This window comes from Cerasicoccus sp. TK19100, assembly GCF_027257155.1.
GTDB lineage: Bacteria > Verrucomicrobiota > Verrucomicrobiia > Opitutales > Cerasicoccaceae > Cerasicoccus > Cerasicoccus fimbriatus.
Genome location: NZ_JAPWDU010000001.1, coordinates 169,297 through 196,057 on the forward strand (window position 1 = coordinate 169,297; position 26,761 = coordinate 196,057).

Genomic DNA, 26,761 nt, shown 5'->3' on the forward strand with positions numbered 1-26,761 from the left:
CTTCGCCAGGGAAGAGCGCTTCTGTTTCGAGCCAAGCTTGGATCTTACTCCGTCTTGGGAGCGGGCAGCCAGGATACGGGCTTGCCGTCGGCGAGGACATTGAGCTCCTGTGGGTAGTCACACCAGAAGGGAATCTGTTTTCCGGTATTGAAAGCGAGCAATAGGCGATGAGGCCCGGCTGAGAGTTCGGCGGTGGCGTTGTCCTCAAGCGTAACCTCCTGGCCATCGATCGCGACCAAGGCGATTTTCAAGGCGCTCGTGATGGTGACTGTAGATGGCTTGGGTAGCGTAAAGTCGGCCACGACAGGGATGATGCTTGGCTTGCGGCTGAAGGGCTTCGCGTATTCGCGCCAGGCGGTCTCGGTGCCGGAGATGGTCACCAGGTCGCGGGAAAAGCGCGTGCGCTGCTCGCTGTCACTGATGTGCCAGTCGGCTCCGGGCGTGTCGCCGATGGCGGTGAGGGCTGCGTCCGTGGCACTGAAAGGCACCACCTGTTGCAGGTCGATGCTGTCGGGGGCAAAGGGGCCAGCCGAGGCGAATGCATCTCGCACGCAGTTTTGGGCCGTGGTGTCGGCCACGCCGCGGTAGACGGCGTATAGGCGGCAGGCTTCGCTGCCCTGGATGAAGTCCAGCTGCGCTACGGCAAACTCGGCACCGTCGGTCATGATCGGGTCGTGGCTGGCTAGTTCGCCGGAAAAGGTTTTGGAGATGCTTCCCTTGGGCTTAAGGTCAAGGTTGCCGGCGTACTGGACACCCTGCGCATAGGCTGGGTGAAGGCGCAGGATGATGCTGCCGTTGCGGAGTTCCGTGTTGCTGTCGTTGGTTACCTCAAGGCTCCACCCGCCCTCGTTGGTGGGCTTCAGCTCCACTTCGATGCCGGGGAACTCGCTCGCGGTGTGCGGGGCGTCGGCAAAGCCCAGGCCGCAAGACAGCCAGTCAATCTTGCTGGTGGTCGGTTCGTATGGCGGGTAGGGCAGGTTGAGCAGCCAGGTGTTGGGCTGCTGCCCAGGGGTGACGCTCAGAGTCTGGATCGATAGCGCCTGGCTTCCGGGCACCTGACTGTTGAGGGTGATCTTGCCTGGCTTCGGGCCGGTTAACACCAGGGTGAGCGGCACGGCTGCCCCGGCGATCGATGCGCGCGGGCGGGTCACGGTGTAGGCATCCGTCTGCCCGGCTACAGGTTCGATGCTGGTGTGCAGGGCCTGAAAGCGGTAGGCGCTGATGTTGGTCTGAGTTTCATACCAGAAGTCGTCCCGGCCCATGTACTCGGCCAGCAGTGGCTTGAACTTCTCCAGCTCGGCGGCGGACTGCCAGGGGTGCACGCCAACGCTGATAACCGGTGTGTGCGTTTGGGCGGCTGATGGATTGGAAAGCACCTTGTCCATCTGCTTCCGGAAAGAGCCGGCATTGACCTTACGGTCGCCGGGCTTGACCTCAATCACCGTCGAGGCATAGCCCTCGGGCATATGCGGGTTCTTCAGGATGAACCGGTCGTAGACGCTGCTGTGGAAGCCGCTGTTTAGCCAGGCCCGGGTGATCCGCTTCAGCGCGGCGGGTCCGACCGCTCCTGAAAGCGGCCAAAGGGGAAGGCGAAAGAGTTGAGCGTGGTGTCGGTTTCGCTTTCGCGTTCGATGCGGTTAAAGAGAATTTCGTCAAAGACCGTGTTGGCGTTGGCCGTGGTCAGGTAGAGGTGGTTGGTGGTGTGCCCGCCGACGCTTGTGCCCTTGGTGCTGAGCTGCTGGGCAAAGGGTGCCGCAGTGTCCTCGCGCGACCCGTTGAGGTAAAAGGACCCCTTCAAGCCGATTTCGGCCATGGCGGCCTGCATGTTGAGCGCATTGAGGTTGTTGTCGTCCCAGCGGGTGGTGAAGGCCCAGGTCTTGTTGTCGTAGACTGGGGCGATCTCGATTTTGACGGGAGCGCCCGAGATGATGAGATTCTCCGCTATGGTCGGGTAGGGCAATGCGGGCTTCTGTTTGCTGTCGGCCGCGGTGGCTCCGGTCGCGCCGAGGGCGCCGAGTGTCAGCATGGCAAGTGTGGTCGGGATACTGGGCATGGCGTGGGGCGTCTCGTAAATTGGGTTAGGTCGGAAAAGGCTGGGCTTCAGCGCTGGCAGTGTGTTGACAAGCGTCCGGCACAATGGTTTGCGCCAATGAAATCTATAGAGACTGGGCCATGGTGCTAGGTCAATGGCTCAATGGAGGCTAGCAGGTCATCGAGCTTGCCTTCTGCTAACGCGACTACGGTGTCGGCTGCTCCGTAATACATTTTTACGGTATTGTCGTCTTCGAGAATGAAGCCGCCCGGGAATATCACTGAGCCCCGGAAGCCATCTAGCTCGTAGGGGGCTTCAGATTTGAGCAGCGGCCGTCTAGTCATGCCAATGACCTCGGAAGGATTATCCAAGTCGAGGAGCATGAGCCCGGCTACATACTCTTTATACCATTCGCCGTGGTGAGCCCAGGTTCCGAGGTTGCGATCCGGATTATTGGTGACCGCGTGGAAAGTGGTGAGCCATCCTTTCTCGGTTTTGATTGGAGGAGCGCCGGGACCGATCTTCGCGTTTCCGCATTCGACTTCCTCAGCCCCAAGTAAGAGCTTGTGGTTGCCCCAGAATCTGCCATCGGAAGACTCGCTTATCCAAATATCAAAGGATTCCTTTGTTCTGAAGTAGAGCGGAAAAGGACGGTCCAGACGCAAAATATTCCCGTTAACTCGTTCGGGGAAAAGCACCATGTTCCGGTTTTCCGGCAGAGAGATGTGTAGCAGAGTCCAGTTGCGGAAGTCTTTGCTGCGGGCTAGACCGCCGCGGATGCCATGGGCGGTATCGAGTGCAAAGCAGAGGTAAATCTCACCATCGATGACGGTGATGCGCGGGTCATAAATACGGACGAGCTCTTCGTCGCCGAAGCGCGCGGCATACTCGCCTTTCAGCCATGATCGCATTTTGTCCTGATCAAAAACTGGCTCCTTGTCTACCGTCCAAGCGTAGCCATCTTGGCTGCTCGCCAGTCCAATGCGGGTCATGCGGGCATTTGGCTTTTCTTTACTGCCGCTATCGGTGCGAAAGAGCATCTTGTATTCTCCGTCCCATTTGCAAACGCCAGCATTGAAGACGGACATGCAGTCCCAGGGGATGTTGTCTTCGCAGAGAATCGGGTTGTTGGTGATGCGCTTCAGGAGTGCGGTGTCGACTGTTGTCATGGTAATGCTACAGGGGTGATGTATTTTTAGCCATTAGAAATGTGGCGTGCATTCGGGGAAAATGAGTCACTTGACGCTCAGTGGCAGGCGGTCAGTTGGCGGGATATTGCATTGCCCAATGGAAAGTGCGATTGGGGAATGTCGCGGGCCTGTGTCGTTTGGGGAACGATGTCCGCAGTCTCGAAAAGGTGACGCAGGATGCGTTGATATAGATCCTTTCGCTCGGAATCATAATCCGGGTCATTGATTCGATTGATGCACTCGTTGGGGTCCTTTTCTAAGTCATAAAACTCGTCGCTTTCGTAGAGTCGCATGATTAGTTTGAATCTATGTGTGCGGCACATTACGGCCTTACCGTGTGCGGTGAAATCTTCTGTTTGGATTCGTGCGCGCGGTGCATACAAATTAGTCGGATCATCTAAATCATCGGACTCGGCACAGTGGGATTCTTTGTCGCAGCGGCCTCCTTCTGTGAAGACTGCGTCTCTGTGCTCGCCCGACGGGTCTTTCAGTAATGGAAGAAGTGTACGGCCAAAATGTGTGTACTTAGGTTTAATGCCTACCATGTCGTAGACCGTCGCCGGGAAATCGACTAACTCGACAAGTGCATTGCATATGCCGGATTGACTCTTTGCTTTTGCCGGTGGCTTAATAATTAAAGGCACTCGAACAAGACAATCCTCCATTAAGTTTTGTGCTTTTTCGACAAGACCGTAGTCACCGGTAAAGTCTCCATGGTCAGAGAAGAGGAAGAACGCGGTCTCGTCGTAATGTCCCGATTGCTGTAATGCTGTTAGCAGTATGCCCGCCTGATCATCCACGCGCGCACACATTTCGTAGTAGGTTGCTCTTAATTCAGACCACCATTTTTCGGGTTTATCTGTAAGTCCTAAGCCATCGAGTAGCTGCTGGTGCATGCGAGGTTTTCCATGGGTCGATTCTGCGGTAATCCTGCTAGGGATTTGATTCCGCTGGACCGAACCGTAGTAGGGTTGCTCGACACCGTATGGTGGATGAGGATACTGAATTGAAAGGAAAACGCAGAAGGGTCTGCTATCGTTGTAACTTTCAATAAAGTTTTGGGCCGCTAATACATGGGACCAGTCGCTATCTAAATATACATCTTCACCTTCGTTTTTCTTCAGTTCGCCCGCATAAAATGAAAAGTCAGGTTTTTGTGGCGTTCCTTTTCTCCATGACTGGTCAATGTGAAGATTTTTGTGGGTTTCTTCTGGCAGATGCCGTTCGTCGCATAGCTCTGAAAAGGCATCTTCATCTGACATTAGATCGTTCTTTCCTCCCCACCAAATATAGTAGCCTGCGTTCTTCAGTTCGCGCAAAAGGCAGGGTTCATCGCGTGTCAGAGGATGATTCATGCTACGATGTCCTCGGGTGTGGGGGTACCATCCAGTCATGAATGAGCATCTGCTTGGGGTGCATACTGGATTCTGGCAGTAGGCTTGGGAGAAAGAAACTGCATCCTCGGATACCAAGCGGTCGATGTTTGGTGTGACGGCTGCCGGGTTTCCCAAATGTCCCATGACATCACCTCTCCATTGGTCGGGGATGAAAATTACTAAATTGGGGCTATTACTCATGCGGCATGAACTGTTTATGAAAACACTGTGCTGCATAAATAAATAAAATAATCAATACAGGGCAAGGCTATTATGCCGTCAAATCTCACTCGATGCAAAATTTTGGGCCTACCTCCTAATCGCTTAGGTTATTCACTTAACTCGTCCAGGAACTGTGGTTCCAGCCGGTACCTGGTTCCTGGGGATGCTTTTTCCTCGCCCTCTAGTAGCTCCAAGGCGCGAGTAAGTGTGTTTTCCACTCGGTAGCCTAGCCAGTGCACATCTGGGTCTAGCTTTTTTGCTGGGGCTGGCCAGTTCATGTGAGCCACAACGCAAATATCTTTCCCCGGTCGCAGGCCGCGATCGCGAATCGCCTTTAGCACTCCTGGGGCAAGGTTTTCATCGGCTACCATGAGCGCATTGGGGCGCTTTGATCGCGGTGCCTCGAGTAGTAGGCGAGTTATTTTTTCTGAGAGGTTGAGCGGGGCTCGGGGTAACTGGTAAAGCCAATAGTCGTGTATTTCAAAGCCCTTAGTGCGAAAATAATCGATGTCATACCGGACTGGCGGGATCGTTAGCCAAGCGAGGCGTGTTGCCTTGTTTGCCTTAAAGCGGTCTAAAGCCTTCTCCACGAATAGATCGTAAGAAGAATTAATCATGGTGACGCTCGGGTTTATGTCAAAAAGAGCGTCGGGCACAAAGATTGATGTTAGTGGTATGCTGGTTTCTTGAAATTGGGTATCAGCATAAATTTCTACGGCTTCCAGTGATGCAATGACTCCTGCTAGACGACAATGACGGATGTCCTCTTTCAATTGCTGCCATGTGTCGCTTCTCTTTTGTCGATTTACATTATAGTACCGCTTAAAGCTATAGCTTTCAAAATTATTAAACACGGAAGGAACTGATCTGTCTAGTAGGCGATTGAAGCGAGGCCAGTCTTCATCCTTTGGGGATTGCTGGTAGACGAGTCCAATGCGATGCAGGTGCGGTGGCTTTCCCCCCACGAAAAGTCCCCCGCGCTCCACGCTGCGCAAAAAGCCTTCTTCCTTAAGCTGGTTGATCGCATTCTGGATTGTGAATCGGCTGACTTGAAAGCGCTCCGATAATTCATTGTAGGTCGGGAGTTTTTCATCTTTTCGCAGCAAGCCGGACGTTATTTCATTCCGCAGCGTGTCGGTAACTCGTCCGGTGCGGGTTTCTTGCCATTTCCACTTGGGTGTGTGGTTGGTGTCTTTTTTGGCCATTGGTAGAATCCTCGTATGCCCTGAATGATAATCAATACTGAAATGTGTCGAACGCGCGAAGTGCGCGGTCCAGGGAGTGTTTGTTGCTTAGGGGGATTGACCTGTTGTGGGTTGCTTCCAGTTGGTTTGGCCGCTGGATTGGGATTGGGAGGGGCAGGTTTCGTGCAGAAAGAATGGGCAACGATTTCTAGTGCAGAAAATAAAAGAATAATAATCTTTACAGATGGCGGGTCGTGGACTAAAAATCTATCCATCAATAACCCCAGATAGCATATGTTTACCCCGAAAAATGATTATCCCTTAAGGCTTAGGAGGGCATTTACTCTGACAGAGATGCTTGTAGCCATGGCGATTGTGGCGATTCTTGCCACAATTCTTATTCCCGCAATTTCAAGTGCTTTGCAGAGGTCACGGAGTGTAACATCAATTTCGAATATGAAGCAAATCGGTGTTGCTGCTACGTTGTTTAGCCAGGATCGGAACGGTTCTATTCCATCAGCCTGGGATGCGGCGAACTCGAGGTCTTGGATGCAGCAATTGCAAGCATATGAGCTAGCGTATAAAGAGTCTCAAGATTACATGTTTTGCCCGCTTATGGTTAGTAAGAACGCTTCTGATAATACCACTAAGGTTACGTCTTACGCCATGAATAATCAGATTGGAGATCGCACTGGTAAGAAGGCATGGGAGGGAATTAATACAATTTTCCAGTGCGTTAACCCCAGCGATACGGCCTTGCTCTTCAATTCGTTTTATCATTCCGGCGGGACTAGTTGGAAATTTTCAGCCACTTCAAATCAAAGCTCAAATCTTGTGATCCCTGCCGACGGGGAAAGCGTTTACGTGCTGTTCTTGGATGGATCTGTTCAAGCAATACCTGCCACTGATGGACGCTTGCCTGGGGGTACGGACGAAGTCGATGCGGATAAGCGCAAGCTTTTCTGGAATGGTCGCTAACCCGGGCTTTTCCTCCCTACGCAATTATATTTTCCACATGAAGAATCCTATTACCAGTTTGTACAAAGCTTCATTTATATCGATATGCCTAATAGCTTGTTCGGTGCATGCTTCCTCCATGCTGCTGGAAGACAGCTTTAATGAGCCCAAAAAGCTGAATGAAGAGCTTTGGGCTGCGGATCGCACCAGCGGAGCCTATTCGCCAGTTTCTATATGGAAGCATAAGTTAAGGCTGTTTGTTACTGGTGACCGATCGAACCAGAGAGTCGGAGTCACATCTCGACAAGCTGACATCGATCCATCACAGACTCTGATCAAAGTTCATTTGCAGGGCTTAGATGTTGGCGGTGAAGCTTCGGCAGGTCCAGGCTCTTCAACATTCTACGCAATGGTGGGGGCAACTGAGGGACTCGACTCTTTATACCCTGCGGAAGATGCGCAATCCGGTCGCTTTAACCGGGATCATGGAGCTCTGGCACTACTCATACATCGTAAGCAATCAGAGACTACTCTCGAAGTCGTTGACTATGGTGACGGCATTGAACGGGTTACATTCGAGCTGCCGGGAGTGCCAACCGATATTAGCTGGACCATTGATGGAACTGGAATAAGCAAGCTCTGGTCTGTCGATGCTTTAGGGCTCACCGGAGATGGAAAGAATCGTTTCCGAATTCGTGAGGATGGTTTGTTCAACCAATATGGCGGGAATGCGGATTCTCGCATCTCATTGGGTAGTATGAACTTTGGCGGAGACTGCCCTCCGCAGGGAAGTCGTTATACTTTGGAATCGATTACCGTAGAAGCTATTGACAAGAAATCTACTGCCGAGGTTGAGGCAACAACTCAAGACCTGAGAGAGGCAATTGACTATATGAAAAACATGAAGTGGTCGCAGACGCGCCAACCAACACTGGCTTCATTGGTTGATGTGCCTGCTGGCAAGCATGGCTTTGTGCAGGTCAACCCAGAAACCAAGCGACTCATGTTTGAGGACGGTACGCCAGCTAGCTTTTACGGCATTGCCCACCGCCGATTCGCCAATAGCAGAGATGCAACGCCAGAGGAAATGGTGACCATGCTCGACGACGTGCAAGCGCTTGGGGTCAATCAAATCCGATTACAATTATTCCCGAATGTCATTCAGCGAGATGGGGCAGGTACGTTGGATGAAGCTGTGCTCGATAACATGGATCGCTTTATTGCACTGGCCAAAGAAAGAGGCATATACATTCACTTGAACCTGACTATGTCGGCAGTGAAGCGAGGTATTTATCCCAAGGAGATCAGCCTCGAGGATGAAATGCTTAACGAAGGCGTGTTGGACTTGCGCAAGCAATACATGTCAAAGCTCCTGACTCATGTGAATCCATACACTGGCATCGCCTACAAAGACGAACCGGCAATCATGGCTCTGCAACTTGGTAATGAAATGCCGGTATACAGCCGCGCATGGGCCGGTAAGCGAATGGAGGGGCAGCGCGGCTGGGCGAAAATGAGCGCGGAGACTCGTGAACAGATTGAACCAATCTGGAATCAATATTTGCGCGATCAATATTCGAGTCGTGAGGAATTGAAGGACGCCTGGGGTGAGGAGTTGCTTTCGGACGAGGATCCCTACAAGGGAACCGTTGCACTGACGAACCCGTTCTATCCTGTGCCTCAGCATAAAAATGAGAAAGCGACCATTCGGGAGGTCGATGCAACTGCTTTTGCCGATTACCTGCTAGCCCGGCATTATCGCCAGATGAAAGAGTTCATCCGTAATGAAGTCGGTGATCGTAAGCACCTGATATCAGACAACGCATGGATTCGCGGCTCTGTAGGAATGCGTGAGGCAGCCCATAGTGAACTCGAATTGATGGACCTGCAGCACTACTGGCCTCATTTATCCTATCATCGGGTGCCTGCCGAGAATCATAACCTGTCACCACTCAAAGATTTTGGGCAACTCATGATCAAGAGCCTGCTCACGGGGCGGGTTTCACCGGATGGGACAGTGAATGCCTTTGATATCACTGAATTCAGTGCCCACCTCGATTCGGGTAATCCTGGTGAAATTTTTCCTGTGCATAGCGTATTCGCTCGTGTGCTGGGAGCCGATGGGCAAATGGCTTGGATCTATTATGATGATGAAAGCTATTGGGAGCACTGGTTTGGGTTTAATAAGAAATATTCATCTTTACCTGACAGATTGATCCCGTTTGCTGCGAGCGCCTTGATCTGGCGACAAAACATCCCTGAGGCGGATGTCCGTACTCTCGCGAAACTCTACAGCACAGTTCAAGGTGACGGCATGCCTGCCCCGGTGATGGCTAACATTGACCGTGATGGCTCGCTTTTCGAAGGGGTTCGTATGAAGGACCCGAATTTCTCGCCCGATCCTGATCTTATTCAATTGGACTGGGAACAAGGCTCAATGATTGTCGATGAGCCGGCTTGGTGCCTCTATGTTGGGAAAGGAGATTTTGAATGTGCAAATCTGAAATTTACTCCTGATGATCCGAACCAGCGCTACGTCATCGCTGCTTTCGCCCTAGATCAGTCAGACTTCGAATCGACTCCCCGTGTGCGTCTCTTTGTGAATACTCCAGGCCGGCTCAAGCTCGGCGATTGGGTTGAAAATCGAAGGATTTTGGCCTGCGGCAGGGAGTGGCAAGCTTTCCGAGAATTTAACCCTGTGAACGGCGAAATCTTAGTCGATGAAGTGGAGGATATATTTTTCTACGACTTCATCGATCCGCGTTTGGAATCCGTATTTGCAGAAATCAAGTAATGCACTGATTTAAAATTTTAAATCCCTCAATAACCCGTAGCAATAAATATCATGAAGACAAAGACACTCGTATTCATAGCCGGCACCCTAGTCGCGGCTGCTTCAACTCAACTCAATGCTCAAACCACTTTAATTGATGACAGTTTCACGTCATTTAACACTACCACGTGGACAGGAACTAGCAGCGGTGGAGCTTCTAACCCAGCTAGAGTTTGGAATGGTTCGCGTTTCGTCGTTCGCACCCAGGTGACCAGCCCCAATCCATCGCAGTACAGTTACATGACTTCGAATCAAACGGACATTAACCCATTTGATTCTGCATTAGAGCTCAGTGTGTCCTTCGATATGATTAGTAATCCGCCACTAAATGGTGCGGAGAGTCAGTTTTTTGCGATTGTCGGTGAAGCGGATACAGACAGCTTTGGTAATTATTATCCAAGCACATCGAATTTCAATAATGGATCGGGGGCTCTTGTTTTGAGCATTTCTCAGCGTACAAGTGACTTTTTATTGGAACTTGTTGATTATGGAGGTGGCAACGGTTCAACCGTCGGTCAATACGAAATCAGTGCGATGCCTACCAACTTGATTTGGGGCCTGGATGCTACGGGCGGAAGCAAGAATTGGACAATTTCTCTCTCAGGAGCGACATTCTCGGATACTGGATTGAGTGATAAAGGTGGGGCGTTTAATAACTATTCGGAAGGTAGTGTGTCCCGTCTTAGCTTGGGGGCGATGAATGGTGCTGGTAGTCCCGGAGAGTGGACCAGTGGTACAAATATCTACTTCGAAGACCTAAATGTGACTGCCATTCCTGAGCCAAATGCAGCTTTGGGTTTAGGGCTGTTCGTAGTTCTCTGCGCTGTTATGCGCCGCCGCTATAAACAATAAGCTATGAGCTAACTGACGTAGCTTAACTGGTTTCTGCCCCCTGCCATCGTCTAACTATTTAGTTGGTGGTGGGGTGCTTTGTTTATGGCAAAATACATAAGCATTTCAGTCAGGATGGTTAGTTTAATTACCTTTTAATGCACAGGTTGAAGTCTTCTCTCAAAGCTTTCTTCGGCTATTGGAGTGAGTTTGTAATCTATGGAACTAGCAATCATGCTAATAGGCTCGCTGTAATGATTGTAATACCGATGAGGTCGCGCATCTCATCAGCCTGAGAGCGTTCCGCTCGTAAGCGATGCTATCTTGTCATTTTGAGAAGTTGGAGCCAGTCGGTTTTATCGGACTGATTTGATTTGGGTAGCTAGAATTGAATTATTATTTATGCATTGGATTGATTGGGTCATCACGGTAGTTCCTGTTGCTATCATATTGTATCTGGCCGTGTATAGCCGAAAGTTTGTCCGTGGTGTTGTGGACTTTTTGGCGGCTGGGCGCGTGGCTGGACGCTATGTTTTATCAGCGGGGGATCTTACTTCAGGGCTTAGCGTGATCACCTTGGTCGCTCTTGTGGAGTCGAAGTATCAGGTCGGATATGCATTAACCTTTTGGGAGTATTTAACCGTTCCGGTTGGCATTATCATGGGACTGACAGGATATTGCCTGTATCGCTTCCGAGAGACGCGCTCACTATCGATAGGGCAGTTCCTGGAGATGCGTTATAGTAAGTCTTTACGGATTACTGCCGCATCAATCCGCACCATTGCGGAGATGGTGACAAATGCCATTGGCCCGGCGGTCGCAGCGAACTTTTTTATCTATTTCTTGGGACTGCCGCACAAGGTTATGGTTTTTGGGACGAATCTACCGACCTTTGGCATTGTCGTCGCCTTATCTCTATGCCTGTGCATGGTGGTGATATGGCCCGGTGGCCGGATATCGCTGCTGATTTCGGATGCCTTTCAAGGACTGATGTGCTATCCCATTTTTGTCATCCTTGCTGGTTATATTTTTCTTAAGTTCGGATGGCATGATACCATCGGCCCTGTGATGATAGATCGCGTTGAAGGCGAGAGTTTCATCAACCCCTTCGACATCGAAAAACTGCGGGATTTCAATATCTTTGCTTTGTTCGTCACGATCATGGGCAGTGTTTTGAATCGAGCCAGTTGGATTGGTAATGACACAAGCAGTAGCGGTCGCACGCCACATGAGCAAAAGATGGCCGGGATCCTCGGGACTTGGCGTAACCTCTATGCTGCTCTGATGATGCTGATGGTGGCAGTCATGATTATTGCCCTGATGACTCATAAAAAGTTTGCTGCTGAGTCGACCGACATTCGCTATGAGCTAATGGATATGGTGGCTTTGGAGGCAGTGCCGGATCCGGAACTGCGTGAGAAACTTAATGCTAATCTCGCTGCAGTGCCTGTGCCGCACCATGAGATAGGTACAGACACGCCGCTCTCGCAGGATCGCAACATTGATACACCTTATATCGAGACTGCGCTGGAAACACTAGGGGGCACGCCGGAAGGAAACCTGCAGTATCAAAAATTCAAAACACTCTACCACCAGATGATGCTGCCTGTTGCATTAAAGAATACTTTGCCAGTTGGCTTAATGGGGTTGTTCTGCCTGCTGATGATCATGCTGTTGATCTCGACGGATGATTCGCGTGTCTTCAACGCATCTTCCACAATTGTGCAGGACATTATTTTACCATTTTTCAAGAAGCCGCTTTCTTCTACGCGACATCTACTACTGCTACGATTGACCTCCGCTGTGGTATGTCTGTTTTTCTTTTTCGTTTCGATCTTCTTTGTTCAGATCGACTACATAATTATGTTCACAACGATCATGACGGCGCTGTGGTTGGGAGGGGCTGGCCCAATAATGATTTTTGGTCTCTATAGTCGATTTGGAAATACGGTTGGTGCCTTCGGTGCCTTGATTTTCGGTTCGGGTTTTGCTGCGGTTGGACTTTTTATGCAACGAAATTGGGCGGAGACGGTATATCCTTGGTTGGAATCGAATGGTTGGGCGCTTTCCATCGGCACATTACTAGAGACACTTTCCCGTCCCTTGAATCCCTATATCATTTGGGAAATGAATGAGGTGAAATTTCCGATCAATTCTTACGAACTATATTTTATGGCGATGCTTAGTGGCATAGCTGCTTACGTGATCGGTTCGGCTTTGACTCAGCGTAAACCCTATAATTTGGACCGGTTACTACACCGTGGAGAGTATGATCTGGCACACGAATATAAGGAACCCTTCAAGTGGAGCCTGCATAGTTTTTATAAGAAGCTGATTGGTATTACTCCGGAATATACGCTCGGTGACCGAATTATCGCTTGGTCGGTCTTCGGGTATGCGATCGTCTATAAGTTTGGTTTTTGCTTCCTCGGGGTGCTCATCTGGAATGCGTTCGACCCCTGGCCGGTTGAGTGGTGGAGTAATTATTTCTTTATCACAAGCCTTTGTGTTACTGCAGTTCTGGGTATTATCTCCACCTTCTGGTTTCTGATTGGAGGTATCATTGACATTCGAAAGCTTTTCCGTGATCTGGCTGGCCGTGTCGACGATCCACTCGACAATGGCATGGTCGATGGGCATGTTTCACTGGTCGATAAAGAAGCTTTTGATGCTGTTCGAAGAAGTCGCGAAAAGTAATTGCGTTGCTACGCTCGAAGGGGACTTAGCCAGTGAAGCGGGCTGGATGCAACACCGGCCGCCCTTAGCAGCTCTTGGCTTCGTAAAGGCTTGGGCACCTAGCCTCCGCCCCGGCAATCGGTGTCAGATCACATTCCTAGTTGCCTGGCGGGATGAGAGGATTAAATGTAATTAATAGATTTATCGGGATTTATGATCTCTCGTTGGCGAGCGTTGGGTGATATGGAATTCCTTGTTTTCGCATCATAATGAGAAACTGCTCGCTCAATGGCACATTACGTTGATTATTCCGTGATGGAGCGAATCTCAGTCTTTTGCATTCCTGGCCCTTGGAGTAGTCGTTCAGAGCTCCTGGCGCAAGTAATACGTGACTCGAATGGCGAGTATATGTTTGCTGGGCGTTTATTAGTGAACACCCGACTTCAGGAGCATGTAGAACTCGAATATTGTGACCATGATCCGAGGATGCTTGAGGCATTTTCTGCGGCTGGCCAAGGAAAGCTTTCTGAGGATGTTCTTAAGAGAATTGAGGAACACAAAAGTGTCGTCTATTTGATTACTGATTTGAAGATTCCTGCGCAACGAGAGAAACTTTTGCGCGCTACAAGTGCACTTGAGAATGTTGGTGGCATTGCTATCAAAGTTGAAGCGGCGGGCGTTGCCCACGAATGGCATCGTTGGAATGAATACCTGGGAATAGAGTCAGGATTTGGCCTCTACAACGCATTGATCTGTTTGATCAGTGATACGGATGTCTTCTATTCCTGTGGTATGCATCACTTCGGCTTGCCGGAAGTATCAGTTCCTGCTTCAATTGGACTGGAAAAGGGGGCGCAGGTGATCAATGCGTTCAATCGATATCAAATTCATGAGAAGCCTAATTTGCAGGAAGGGCACACTTTCAGTCTTTCGGAAGATGGATATCGGTTCAAACTTTCCTATGATGTGGATACCCGCCACGATACTGAGGACCTCTTTAACAATCCAAACGGAGTTTGGCAGTTGGATCTGCTCTAGGTCATTGGATTTCGCGATTCGACTGTTTTTTGTAAATGGTGTAATATTGCGCTTAATCTATCTGGAGTACTATCTTGCCGATCACGCTACGGGCTTGAAGTTTTTCCAATGCCTTGGGCGTGTCTGACCAGCTCATGATATCGCTTATTACTGGCCTCAGTCTTCCTTCGGCAATCAATCCTGAAAGCAGTTCCAGGGTGCGCGTGCCAGAGTAGTCGCTGAGCAGATCAGGATATAATAGAAACGGCTCATAACGAACTGCGGGCATAGTGGCATAAAGACCGGCAGGAAAAGTGATTGGGGCCAATGACGCCTCACCGTACTGGACAATGACGCCTCTCCCATCAATTCTCGCAAAGGCAGCTCCAAGGGAATCGCCACCAACCGATTCCATGATCAGGTCGTATTGGCGGGGACCGTCGGGGGATAGCGTCTCGATCACTGCGTCGGCGCCGAGCTCCAAGAGCGCCTGACGACGTTCCTCGCTTCGGGCAACCCCGGTGACATTAGCTCCGGCCAGCTTTGCTAGTTGGATGGCATAGGTGCCGACCCCTCCAGCCGCACCGGTGATCAGGACTCTTTGCCCAAGCAGCAGGCCACCTCGACGCAAGGCGCGGTAAGCCGTTTGACCAGCTACTGGAAGCGTCGCGGCTTCTTCAAAAGAGACACTCGGGTCAATTTCACCCAATAGACAGGTCCTCACTGCAGCGAATTCCGCCCAAGTGCCCCGCGCTGGGAAACCTGCAACTCTCGCACCCACTTTGGGGCCGGTGCCATCCGCCGCAGGTCTGACTACGATTCCAGACAACTCGTAGCCCGGCACGCTGCCCATCGGCATCGACATAGTGCTGCCGTCCATGCGCACATCCCAAAAATTGGGCAAAGAAACCAGCTCACCACGGTTGATTGAAACCGCCTTGACCTCAATAAGCGCCTCGTCCGGTCGCTGGGATGGTTCTTCGATTTCGGCGAATTTTATATAGGGTTTGTCTGGGTGCGTAATCCAAGCTCTCATGCCGGAATGATTGACCATACAAGCAAAAGGAGTCGAGTCTGTTTCCTTAGCGGACAGCGGGAATGTATGTCATAACCGTCTCGTACAAAACTGTGGCCCGGCAGGTTCGCGTGTAGTGATCTACCTCATAAAATCAACATCGAGTCGTTATGTCTCAAATTGCTGCTTTTCACCGTTTCAATAGGAGATTTAGGCTCGCATCCTATAGGTCTGATCTTAGGAGAGAAGCTTTATGAAAGCGAAAATCTGAAACTGCACTGTAGATATTTATGTGCATAAGGCATCAAGTAACAGCGAGGGTAGGGTGGTAAGCGTTCACAGTTGGGGAGACTCTTGAGCTACTACCATCGCGAGGTGTGTAGGTTTTCTTTGCTTGGATTCAGTTTGAGTCGTAATAAGGTTGGTTCAGCTTGGTCCTTATTGCCTTACAGGTCCGGTGAAAATACTTAATGGCCTGACATGTGTAAGAGATGGCTGGCAGAAATGATGTTTCTGATGAAAGTTTGCCGATTTTTGAAATGTAAGGAGAGTTTCAAGCACCTACAGCTGTGGGGATTTGAGGTATTTTTTTGGATGACTTTCTAGATGGTGAGAGTGCGGGGTGAAGGTTTTTTCACAATCTGAGAATATAGAGTTGTAACCGTTTACGCAATTTTGTATATCTGCTATCAGCATTCTTTCGCCATGATTATGATTGTGGAATTAACGAAGAGGATGCAGCCAGTGGGAAACTTGCGTTAACCACTGTTCGAACCCCACTCTGAATCGCTTGTGCCTGTTGATGCATGGTGACCTGTAACTCATAACTAACGTTTATTATGATAAAAAATACAAAAATGTTTCTTGTTATACTTGGCTTGTCCATAATTTCCAACCTGCAGGCAGGGCCGTTGTCGGTCATTGTGCCCGCATATTTTTATCCGAGTGCCTCGGGAAGTGACTGGGATTTGATTGGCGTAGGACTTGATGCCGGCGCTGATATCGTGACGATCATGAATCCGGCGAGTGGTCCGGGAACATCCTATGATGTTAACTATGAGAACGCGGTCGACAACTTGCGACTTAAGGGTGGCTTGGTTATCGGCTATGTCCCTACCACTTACAGTGCACGCCCAGTCGCTCAAGTAAAAGCAGATATCGATCAATATGTCGCTTGGTATGATATTGATGGCATTTTCCTAGATGAAACCTTGGGCGACGGCTCCTTAGCGACGCTTCAGTATTACAGTGAGATCTACCACTACATTAAAAGCAACTACCCAGGATTCTTAGTTGTTGGGAATGCAGGGAACGACGCAACGGACCTCTATCTCTGGTGGCCGGTAGTTGATGTTCTGGTGACGTTTGAGGGCTACTCTTGGGATTATTATCCGGACTCAGTGCCTAGCTGGCGTTGGACATTTTCTGAAGACTGTTTTGCCATGATCGTGCATTCCATGGTCGCAACGCCGTCGGAGTATTATGTGAATGAGATCTCTGACATGGCCCGAAACCGGAACACACGATATGTCTATATTACAGACGAGACCTATGCGAGTAATCCGTTTGATCAATTGCCGAGTTTCTGGTGGGAGTTGATGTACGACGTCATTTATCGCTAGTTCTTTTTGATCGTTTTCTCAGCGGGACGAGGTGTAGCGCCTCGTCCCGCTCTTTTTATGTGCTTGTTGTTCAAGGCTCTGAATGTCGGGCGTAATATTTTCCTTGCGCAAGTAAGCGTAAACGCTTACGCAACTATTTGTTTCTTCGACCTCTCTATGTTGAGGAAGCGCTCGATGAGCGGTTTATCGTATATCCATCCCATCAACAATAGCACCATGAATAAAGTATCTGCAGGCTTGATCGCCCTATTTTCGGCTGCGATCACTGTCACTACTACTGCCGAAGCCCGTGGCCCGATGACCGGTGTCACGTCTGACTCGAAGTTTATCATCTACTACGGTGATGATTACTATTCGTCCAACACCGGTGACCCGAGCACTTGGGTGCTGGACAGCACGATTATGAGTGGACTGGCGTCGTTTGATGTCGTCGTGATTAACCCCGGTCAGCCTCATTGTACGCCAGAAGTCGTCAAATATTTGAAAGACAACGGCGTTGATTACGTTATCGGCTACATCAGCATTGGAGAAGACTTCATTAATGACGCGATTGAGGACCCATTGGGTGGCGGCACAGGGATGGTCAAGTATGACTCTGCTACCGGTGATCTAATTCCAACTCCCGGCAATACGCTGCAAAGCTTTTATGTCGACGTGGATTCCCAAACGGTCACTTATGATGGCACAGGCCGCGCAATCTCCGTGACAACCACTGCGCGCCTCACGCCGGACGGAAACCCGGACTACAATCCGATTTTCCTCGGCTACATGGTGAACCCCGACACGAATTGGCGTTGGGTGTTGAATAATATGCGCATTGGTGGCAGCGGCGTTACGGGCCGTGGGTTGACCGCAGGCCTGGCGCAGATTGCTGGTGCCTGGGACACTGCGAACTTGCGTGACCGGTCGACAAACTTCGGCTGCGATGGGTTTTTCCTGGATACGTTGGACACCGCCGGCCCATATGACGCTCCTGGCTGGTATCCCTGGACGGTTGATGAAATGCGGGACACCGTAAAATACATCAGTGATAACTATACCGACAAAGTTGTCTTCGCAAATCGCGGTGCATTCTACTTTAGTGCTGGTTTGCAGAGCCCGCTTACCGGCGAATACCCGATCGATTATTCGATCCGCCCGTACATTAACGCATTCCTTTATGAAAGCTTCCGCTACGATAGCGACCCGGTAACTGATGGTCCTGGCGGCATCTCCGAATACTACAATGAAAACCGCTACAATGTGGCACCCAAAGTTTTTGCTGAAGCCAATCGTGATGACGGTTTCACGATGTTCAGTCTGGAATATGAATCCGGTCGCACCGGCATTGTCACCGATGCGTTTAACACCGACATCCGCAAGTTCGGCTACATTGGCTACTTATGCGAGGACGGTTTGCTGATCACAGTCGACACCGACTTTGCGAATCTTCTGCCGGACTCCTCCAACGACACTAACGCGCCGACTTGGGACACCACCGGAAACGTGCTTTATAATACTGCCTCGACATCGTTCCGTGTAGGCGTGCAGGAGGTGGAAGAGGGCAGCGTCATCACTGAAGCTATCGTGCGCTGGGATGTGGCCATCGATCAGTCTTACCCGATTACCTACGATATCATCGTTACGGATATTGCCGCGAGCATCTCGACGACTTACACCGATGTCGCATTCGATGTGAATCCGGATTGGGGGCACGATCCAGCGAACAATTCAGCAAACGAATTCACCGTTACGGGCCTGACGGCGAATAAGAATTACAATATCAAGGTGGTGGCTAAGGATGCTCTGGGTAATCAAAATACCGAAGATACCGGCTTGAACTACTACGCCTCTGCTGCGTTAAGTAACCCTATTCTGAGCAGTGCGATCACGCTCGATGGTTTGCTGACTGAGTGGGGCTCATTGACGAGCTATATCGGGGATCCGGATGACGTGACCGGTGTCAGTGATGCGAGCCACATCTCTGGCGCAGGCAATCAGGCAAACTGGCGTCAAATTCAAGTAGCGCATGCCACCGACACAGGCACGCTCTATTTTGCCTACACGAACGATACCAACATTTACATCAGTTGGGGCTTCCAGATATTCATTGATACTGATGACAATCCCGCGACTGGATTCCAGGGGTCGTTCGCTGGCATCACAAACTTCCCGATCGGTGCGGACTACTTGATCGAGGGCGTGAATGTCTACCAATACAATGGCACTGGGCTTGATTGGAACTGGATTGCTGCTCCGGCGGCTGGCGGATTTCAAGTGGGCCGAATCTGGAGTGGAACCACGGGTGAAGTATATTTGCCGCTTACTTGGATTGGTAGTCCATCGGGAACTATGAGCTTCGTATGCTTCGGCAATAACGAGTTCTATACCGGCGTATCGGGGGAATACGATTGGTATCCCGATGGCGCTACTAGCGGTGCCTCCTTCCGCTACTCGTTCTAGTTTATTTCAGAAATATGGGCTCCTTCCCATAAACTACGTCCCGATAGTGGGCGGCGCAGGTAATCTGCGCCGCCCTTATTTATCAGCCTAATGTGTTTTTTTTGATGATTTCATTGCGTGTTCCTCACGCTAATTTTTCTGAAAAGAACCCTAATTATCTTGACTCTACTCCGATTTGCGTAAATGTTTACGCAAGATATTCGAAACTGACTTTAGCCTCCGTAATTATCATGTCCTCAGAAGTTTTTCCAAACGGTTTACACCGCCCATTGACACGTTCCGCACAAGGAATTTTCGGCTTATTGCTAATGGCAACATCTACCTTTGCGATCGACTCAGTAACAGTGGGTCGTAATGAAAGTGGCGCTATTCAAGTAGGGGTTGCAGAGTCTGCCGCCGAGGCGACTCAAACCCGTGTCATGTTCGACATCGATAATGACTCCGGCACTGGCTTTGGCGAATATGGTGCTGACTACATGATCGAAGGCGCGACGCTTTACTCCTATCCATCTACAGCTACCGGCTGGGATTGGGTGCAGGTAGGGACAGTGCCAAACGCCGTCGCTGACGGGGTGCTCACCTACAGCATCAGCGCGTTGCCGAAGTTTAAGGTTATGCGGCTCTATGTTGAGAATTTTGATGCCGATTGGAATGTCGTCGACCGCTACCCGGAGACTGATGCAATTTCCGTCGATGCGGCTCAATTGGAAACGCTCAGCCCTATGTCGAATTCCAGTCTGCGAGGCAGCCTCTATCGTAGCGGATCGAAGGGCTTAGCTGTTAAAGTGCTCGGTGAGGGAGTCGAGCCTGCGCGCTTGCGAGTGCTGCTCAATAGTGATGGCGAAGCTGCGACGGGTTTGTCGCCATTCGGAGCCGATTACATGATCGAGGGCCTGACACTTTATCAACACGCCGGGACGGACAATGGTTGGAACTGGACGCCGCTTTATCAGTTGTCTCCAGATGTTCATCCCGATGGCGTAGTCTATCCCATCGATGATATCGACATCGGTGATGCCTTGGACTTCAGTATCGAGAGGACGAACAGTAACTGGGAGGTCCTGGATCGATATCCGGCGCAGGGGGCCAAGCGGGTCAATAAAGAGACCATGGGGGAATACTCCTTTAACGGGCCTGACCAACAAGTCGGGCCTAAAAAATATCAAATCGAAGAGCTTATCGCTTTTGTGCCAGATGCGCTGAGCATTTCCTTCAGCACCCGGTTTGATTCCTTACCGTGGAGTGATGCCGCCTTGTCGGAACCGATCTGGAAAGCGCCTGGCTTCGAGGAGGCGTTTCGTTTGCGCTTTGCGCTTTGTGATGCAAAGTCTGGTGAAGAATTCGAGCTGCAGCCAGAGCGGGTGCAGATTGCGGGAGGCATGACTCAGTGGCAGGGCAGCACCGCTGGTGTCGATTGGCGTGTGATTGCTCAGCCCTCCAGTCAAGGTGACCTCGAGCTCTATGCTCAGCTAAACGGGGCAGGCGAGCGTTTGCTTCGCTTTAGAATTGGCGTTGAAGCGCCGCTTGATGGCTGGACTTGGCATGATGACGTGCAGTTCGCGCAAGAGATCGACGCGCAGAACACCGAATACGCGCACACTGGCAGCAGCCCTTATGGCATAGATAGCAGTGTTTCCAAATATCCCTTTGGCGTGGTCGACAATGGCGCGCAGGCGCTCGTGCTGGAAACGGATTTGACCGAACCATGCGTGTTTAAAATTTCGGCCAACACGGAACGTGATCAACTCGCTATCGATTACCACGTAGCGCTTACGCCGTTGACAAAAAAGTTTCCAGGCCAGGCTGCCTTCCATGTTTCACTGCGTAGCCGAGCAACGGAGAAAGGGCAGGCATTTCGGCAGGCGCTGGCCGAATATTACCAACGCAACGCATCCCTCTTTGAGCGTAGGCCTGAGGCGGTTGGTCTGTGGATGCCTTTCACGGACATTTCCAAAATTCCGAACCCGCAGGACTTTGGATTCGCATACTATGAGAAGGGTGGCCCGATAGGTTCGGATGTCGATTTCTGTCATGACAATGGCATTCTGACACTCGTTTACACCGAGCCTTGGCTTTACTGGTTGCCCATGCCGGGTGGTATGGAGCGTACGCCAGAAAATGCTATTGCGATGATGGAGCGACTCGCGGTGAGTGGCTTTGGCAAGGCGAATGAATTTGCCTCTGGTGGTTTGCTCGGTGCCGCGCGTTTGCCTGATGGCGAGATTAATATGACGTTCTCGGATGTGCCTTGGAATTCCGGCGCGCGCATGGAAGTCAGCACAGATCCGGAACTGCCTACGGAGGCTAGCGCGCCGGTGAATCGTGCGATGGCGGAATTCAGTTTTATGCAGGAGCAGATCGCGTATGATAAAGTTGACGGCATATATTTGGATTCGCTCTCGGCCATGTTTATCATGGATTACAATCCTGCGGTGATGGCGGTGGCGAACTATCCTGCGACATTTACTACCGATGCGATGAAGCCGGGCTTGGCTACGCCGATTGCCGCTTATGAATTTATTGCCGGTTTGGGCGGTTACATGAGCGAGCATGACAAATACCTCATGGGTAATTTTCCGTGCTGGAATTTTCCCTTCTTCATGCCCTTTATCGATATTCCAGGCGAGGAAACGCATTGGTTCCACGAGGGGCATTATGAGCGCATGTCTGATCGTGAATTGAACTACCGTCGCGCAATGTCGGGCCAGAAAGCTTGGGGCTTCTTGATGAACGGAAAATATGACCACCTCGAGGCGGAGTTCGCACAGCGCTACTTTGAGGACAGCCTTTACTGGGCGTTTCAACCAAGTCTGTTTAGCCACGACGCGGCGAATGACCCTTACTGGGAAAACTCAGCGTGGTATGAGCGCGATCGCCATTGGTTCCAGCGTTACATGCCGTGGATTCAACGGATAGCCAATGTCGGCTGGCAGCCGGTTGGGCCGGCTGAGTCTTCAAATGATGCAATCGAGTTTGAGCAGTTCTATGGAAAGCGCGATGCCGCAAAATTCATCACTGTGCGCAATACATCGCAGGCGCCGGTCTCTGGTCAGATTACAGTTGAGCTTGATGATTTCGGCCAAGATTGGGTCGTGTTGAACCCGTTGTCCGGCGATGCGGGTTGGTTGTCTATGGACGCCAATGGGCGTGCAGCGATTCCGGTGTTTCTCCAAGCAGAGCAAGTACGCTTCTTCATGATTTTTCCCAGCAAGGAAATTGAGAGTGAAATCGAATTCCTACGAGCATGGAAGGACGGGGTGGGGCAAGCGGAGCAGTTGCTTGGTCAGTTGAAGGCGATGCAAGAACAGCAAGCACTAGGCCTGAAGCTCGTCGTGCTTTTACCGCAGCCGGCGGTGCGCGGCTTGGAGCAATCAATACGCATCAATGTGGAGAATAAGAGCAAGAGCACAGTGCAGATCGACGAGGTCGCCTTGCTGTCTGCTGGTGAGCCCATGGTGTCGCAGCAGAAGGTAACGCTGGGCACCGGCGAATCGGGTAATCTTATGCTGAGCGTGCCAGCCGATTTTAATGATGGTGCCTTCCGCGTAAGCATTGCGATGCGCAAAGGTAGCGAGCAACATCGCTTGCTGATCCCGCTCATGTGGCAACGTGTGAATCCGGTGAATGTAGAGCTGACGCAAGAGAAGGTTATTTCGATACAAGAGGTCGCGCAGATTCCGCTGCGACTGACGAATTTGCTGCAGCAACCCAGCTTGGTAGACGTACGTTGGCGCGGTGATTACGGCGAAGGGCGTAAGACCTTTCAACTCGATGCTGTTGAGGAAACGCGTGTCTACTTGCCGATTCGAGCAGGCGGTAAGGAGTCGGGCACTGTAGCGTTGAAAGCTTCGGCCATGGGCTTTGAGATCTTCGATGGCAGCGTTGAGTTGCAGTTTTTGGGGCAGCAGGCCAGTGTGGTGCGCGACACCGCAGTTTTGGTGGAAACGAGCAGCGACTTCCCTGGCTACGGGCCATCGCCCTTGCGTGATGGCGTGACGGAGCCGACCGCCAGTATGGCCTTCAATGAAGCCGCCTGGGCTTCCGAGGAATCTGCTTCGCCGCATTGGGTGCGCTTCGAATTCCCGGAGCCAGTGGAAGTCAGCGAAGTAAAGCTGTATTGGAATCACGAAGGCGGCGTCACTTACACCTCGCAGGAGGGGGTTATCCGAGGGCGTACGGTCGATGGTCAGCGTCGCTTATTAACGCGTTTCCAGAACGCCGAAACCACTAATGTCACGACGGTCTCATTTACGCCGACGACAGTTGCGAGCCTAGAAATTCTCCAGCCCGCACGTCGCGGGCCACAGCTACGCCCAAATATTCTCTGGCTTACGGAAATCGAGGTGCGTTAGGATTCGCGCAACCGTCTCACTCTATGTTGGCTAATTAGGACCATCTGCGTAAGCGTTTGTCCTTTACGATGGGGTGGGGTTTGCCCACGATTCTGCATGCTCGCGTCTTGGTCTATTGATGATCGTCGGAGCAATGCAGCAGATGGACATTCGTGAATTCTCAGAGATTGTAGGCGTTTCGACCGCGACGGTTTCGCGCGCGTTTTCCGGGCGCGGGCGGATCAGTAAAAAGACCCAGGAGCGCATTCTGGAAGAAGCGCGTAAACATGGCTTTGCGCCGAACATCAATGCGCGACGCCTTTCCTCGAAATTCAGTGGCGTGATTGGCCTCTACTACACTTTTGGCGAAGAGATCATTTTCGATTACTACAACATGGAGCTCGCACAGGAGATTGCCAAGGCGTGTGCGGAGCGGGGCATTTCTTTGCACTTGGTGTTGCGGAGCCCCTCACAGCCGGACGCGCAATTGAATAATCTCATTGCAGGCAAAGGCTTGGACGGCGTCATCATCGTCGCCGATAGCGAGCGAAGTTTGGATGGGCTGGAAAAAGTCATTGCCGACTGCCCAACAATCGTCATTTCGAATCAGGTTTGGGCAAAGAATCCATCCACCGGCTTTATTCATTTAGACTTTGAAAGCGGCATTGAGCAGGCAGTGAAACAATTGGTCAAGCTCGGGCATCGTCGCATTGGCTTCATCCGCGGCTTGGCGGACGAGACCAAGTTCAAGGCTTTTAAGGCGGCTCTGGAGCATTATGGCCTAAAGCCGAATGAAGCGCTCATCGCCAATGGTCCTAAAACAATTGAGGATGGGCAGCGGGCGGTCGGCGAGTTGCTCAAGAAGAAAGTCGACGCAGTGGTCTGCTGCACGGACTTGCTGGCTATTGGCGCTCTGCAAGGGGCAGCGAAGCTCGGCTTGTCGACGCCTGATCAATTATCCATTGTCGGGATGGATGACCTTGCGCTCGCATCGCAAACCTCGCCGTCCCTCGCGAGCATCGGGGTGCCGCGATCGAAAATCGCCGCCAGCGCCCTGCAGATGCTCGAAAACGTTATGAACGCTTCCGAAGGTAAGGGCGCGCCCGCGCCTCAGTTCATGCACACGGTGAATACATTCTTTGTCGAGCGAGACTCGATCACGGCAGCTGTGAAGTAACGCTTGTGGTGGTTTGCAGGTAGTGCGCGAGGCCCTCGTTCAAAGACACCTGAGCGCGGAAACCAAGTTTCCCACGCGCGCTTTCCGGACTACCCAGTGAGTGGATGATGTCACCGGCACGAGCCTCTTTAAAGGTTGTCTCCGGGACGTTGGGGAAGTGCTCGCGTAGGACATCGATGATGTCGAGCAAGCTTGTGGCCTTTCCGGTGCAAACGTTGAAGGCATGGAAACCCGGCAGCGTTGAGCTGGCGGCAAGCACATTCATCCGGGCGACGTCTTGCACATTGATGAAGTCACGTGTCTGAGCGCCGTCGCCAAATACAGTTGGTGCGATGCCTTGCGTGAACCGGTCCAGGAAGATCGACATGACGCCAGAGTATGGGGACTTCGGATCTTGACGCGGGCCGTATACGTTGAAGTAGCGATTGGCGGTGACGGTGAAATGATAGGTATTGGCTGCTGCGAGCAACAAGGCTTCACTGGCCAACTTGGCACCACCATAGGGCGAGAGCGGTCGCTTTTCGGCAGACTCCTTGAGCGGCAGATCCGGATTGTCTCCGTAGATTGCGGCGGAGGACGCAAAGACCACGTTCTCCACTTGGCAGCGTTGGGCGGCATCGATTACGGACTGCGTTGCCAGGACGTTTCGCTCGAAATTGAGCGCAGGATTTTGAATACTCTCCTGCACGCTGACGAGCGCTGCGAGGTGGATGATCGCATGCGGTCGAAAGGCTTCTGTGGTTCGGCAAAAAGCGTCGCTACGGGCGACATCTAGTTGCTCAAAGCGAAAGCTGGAGAAGGCGCTCGCGGAATCGAGGTTTTCAATCTTTCCGGTCGCGAGGCTATCGACGACGAGCACTTCGTCGCCTTGCGCCAAGAGCTGATCAACAGTGTGTGATCCGATGAAGCCTGCGCCTCCGGTCACTAGAACGCGTCGCGGGGATGGTGTTTCTTCAGGCATATTGTCCGCTTTCGCAAAGTTCTTTGAGGCTGGCGACGACGCGTTCCTTGTCTTCTGGATAGGTGACGCCAAACCATGGGCTATAGGTGAGCATGACTTGGCATTCTGCTTGGCCGCTGTGTACCAATTCGTCAACGACGGTTGGGATGTAGCATTCGGATTTCATTTCGCTGCCTCTTTCTTTGAGGAATGCGATGAAGTGCGCTTCAATGGCGGCAAATATCTGCGGAGTGAATCCCCAGCAGTTCATTGAGACTACAGTGTGGGAACTGAGGACCTCCTGGACGCCTTTGAGGTTTTTGCCAATGACGACGCCTGCGGCGTTGGCGGCGATGTTGGTATATTCCTCGACAGTCTTCAGTTTGTTTTTGTGAAGCTGGCACACGCCGCGGTTTACCGATCCGTGGGGGGAAAGGGTTTTGGCTAGCTGGTAACCAACCATGCTGATCGAGAGCGTCGTGGGATCTTCTTCTGAGAGTTGCTTGGCTAGAATTTCGTAGGATTCCTTGCCGTAAAAATCATCGGCATTGATGACGGCGAAAGGCTCAGCAATTATGTTGCGAGCGGCGTAGATCGCTTGCGCGGTGCCCCAAGGTTTGGTGCGCGCTGGCGGGGGAGTGAAGCCCGCGGGAAGGTCTTCGAGTGACTGATAGGCGAACTGCAAGTTAATGCGATCATCGTAGCGGCTGCTGATGTGTTTGTGAAACTCGGCTTCGAAATCGCGTCGAATGACAAAGACGATTTTGGCGAAGCCGGCGCTGATCGCGTCTTGCACGGCGTAGTCGAGCATGGTCTCACCCATCGGGCCCATTGCATCGAGTTGTTTGAGCCCGCCGTAGCGGCTACCCATGCCGGCAGCCAGGATTAAGAGGGTAGGGCGTGTCATGATTGATTC

The 26,761-nt window shown here is 51.5% G+C and carries 17 protein-coding genes; 9 read left to right on the plus strand and 8 right to left on the minus strand.

What is annotated here, in order from left to right; translation table 11 throughout:
- Positions 1 to 44: 44 nt before the first annotated feature.
- The 5 genes from O3S85_RS00730 to O3S85_RS00750 form a co-directional block, all read right to left on the minus strand.
- On the minus strand, positions 45 to 1,466 hold the full coding sequence (locus O3S85_RS00730) for a hypothetical protein (protein WP_269537091.1): 1,422 nt from the start codon (positions 1,464 to 1,466) through the stop codon (positions 45 to 47).
- Between the two features lie 77 nt (positions 1,467 to 1,543).
- The gene (locus O3S85_RS00735; protein ID WP_269537092.1) at positions 1,544 to 2,026 is read right to left on the minus strand and encodes a polysaccharide deacetylase family protein; all 483 of its coding nucleotides are present in this window, start codon (positions 2,024 to 2,026) and stop codon (positions 1,544 to 1,546) included.
- A gap of 152 nt (positions 2,027 to 2,178) precedes the next feature.
- Positions 2,179 to 3,201, minus strand: a complete 1,023-nt coding sequence (locus O3S85_RS00740; protein ID WP_269537094.1) for a glycoside hydrolase family 130 protein — start codon at positions 3,199 to 3,201, stop codon at positions 2,179 to 2,181.
- Between the two features lie 77 nt (positions 3,202 to 3,278).
- Positions 3,279 to 4,835 (minus strand): sulfatase family protein, encoded by a 1,557-nt coding sequence (locus tag O3S85_RS00745; RefSeq protein ID WP_332107525.1) that lies wholly within the window; start codon positions 4,833 to 4,835, stop codon positions 3,279 to 3,281.
- 92 nt (positions 4,836 to 4,927) lie between these two features.
- Positions 4,928 to 6,025 (minus strand): GntR family transcriptional regulator, encoded by a 1,098-nt coding sequence (locus O3S85_RS00750; protein WP_269537097.1) that lies wholly within the window; start codon positions 6,023 to 6,025, stop codon positions 4,928 to 4,930.
- Between the two features lie 273 nt (positions 6,026 to 6,298).
- Here O3S85_RS00750 and O3S85_RS00755 point away from each other — a divergent pair, with 273 nt between their 5' ends.
- The 5 genes from O3S85_RS00755 (at position 6,299) to O3S85_RS00775 (ending at position 14,339) form a co-directional block, all read left to right on the plus strand.
- Complete coding sequence (locus O3S85_RS00755; protein WP_269537098.1) at positions 6,299 to 6,982, plus strand: type II secretion system protein; 684 nt, start codon at positions 6,299 to 6,301, stop codon at positions 6,980 to 6,982.
- 118 nt (positions 6,983 to 7,100) lie between these two features.
- A complete protein-coding gene (locus O3S85_RS00760; protein WP_269537099.1) occupies positions 7,101 to 9,755 on the plus strand; it encodes a cellulase family glycosylhydrolase in 2,655 nt (884 codons plus the stop codon).
- 51 nt (positions 9,756 to 9,806) lie between these two features.
- Positions 9,807 to 10,646 carry a hypothetical protein gene (locus O3S85_RS00765; protein ID WP_269537100.1) on the plus strand — a complete coding sequence of 280 codons (840 nt, stop codon included), beginning with the start codon at positions 9,807 to 9,809 and terminating at the stop codon, positions 10,644 to 10,646.
- 381 nt (positions 10,647 to 11,027) lie between these two features.
- The gene (locus tag O3S85_RS00770; RefSeq protein ID WP_269537101.1) at positions 11,028 to 13,322 is read left to right on the plus strand and encodes a sodium:solute symporter family transporter; all 2,295 of its coding nucleotides are present in this window, start codon (positions 11,028 to 11,030) and stop codon (positions 13,320 to 13,322) included.
- Positions 13,323 to 13,589: 267 nt separating this feature from the next.
- Complete coding sequence (locus O3S85_RS00775; protein WP_269537102.1) at positions 13,590 to 14,339, plus strand: DUF4261 domain-containing protein; 750 nt, start codon at positions 13,590 to 13,592, stop codon at positions 14,337 to 14,339.
- A gap of 52 nt (positions 14,340 to 14,391) precedes the next feature.
- On the opposite strand, the gene O3S85_RS00780 is transcribed toward O3S85_RS00775, so the two are convergent.
- A complete protein-coding gene (locus tag O3S85_RS00780) occupies positions 14,392 to 15,372 on the minus strand; it encodes a zinc-binding dehydrogenase (protein WP_269537103.1) in 981 nt (326 codons plus the stop codon).
- A gap of 800 nt (positions 15,373 to 16,172) precedes the next feature.
- On the opposite strand from O3S85_RS00780, the gene O3S85_RS00785 reads away from it, so the two are divergent.
- The 4 genes from O3S85_RS00785 (at position 16,173) to O3S85_RS00800 (ending at position 24,905) form a co-directional block, all read left to right on the plus strand.
- Positions 16,173 to 16,955: a spherulation-specific family 4 protein gene (locus O3S85_RS00785; protein ID WP_269537104.1), complete on the plus strand. Its 783-nt coding sequence runs from the start codon at positions 16,173 to 16,175 to the stop codon at positions 16,953 to 16,955.
- Between the two features lie 216 nt (positions 16,956 to 17,171).
- Positions 17,172 to 19,397 carry a fibronectin type III domain-containing protein gene (locus O3S85_RS00790; protein ID WP_269537105.1) on the plus strand — a complete coding sequence of 742 codons (2,226 nt, stop codon included), beginning with the start codon at positions 17,172 to 17,174 and terminating at the stop codon, positions 19,395 to 19,397.
- A 308-nt stretch (positions 19,398 to 19,705) separates the two neighbouring features.
- On the plus strand, positions 19,706 to 23,749 hold the full coding sequence (locus O3S85_RS00795; RefSeq protein ID WP_269537106.1) for a discoidin domain-containing protein: 4,044 nt from the start codon (positions 19,706 to 19,708) through the stop codon (positions 23,747 to 23,749).
- Between the two features lie 118 nt (positions 23,750 to 23,867).
- Positions 23,868 to 24,905, plus strand: a complete 1,038-nt coding sequence (locus O3S85_RS00800; protein WP_269537107.1) for a LacI family DNA-binding transcriptional regulator — start codon at positions 23,868 to 23,870, stop codon at positions 24,903 to 24,905.
- Here O3S85_RS00800 and O3S85_RS00805 read toward each other — a convergent pair.
- Together O3S85_RS00805 and O3S85_RS00810 are read right to left on the minus strand one after the other, a co-directional pair.
- Positions 24,886 to 25,866, minus strand: coding sequence for an NAD-dependent epimerase/dehydratase family protein (locus O3S85_RS00805; protein ID WP_269537108.1), 981 nt, complete (start codon positions 25,864 to 25,866; stop codon positions 24,886 to 24,888). The two genes, O3S85_RS00800 and O3S85_RS00805, sit on opposite strands and share 20 nt — an antisense overlap.
- Entirely contained in the window at positions 25,859 to 26,752 is an 894-nt protein-coding gene (locus tag O3S85_RS00810) for a sugar phosphate nucleotidyltransferase (RefSeq protein ID WP_269537109.1), read from the minus strand. The genes O3S85_RS00805 and O3S85_RS00810 overlap by 8 nt, the downstream gene beginning before the upstream one ends.
- Positions 26,753 to 26,761 lie beyond the last annotated feature (9 nt).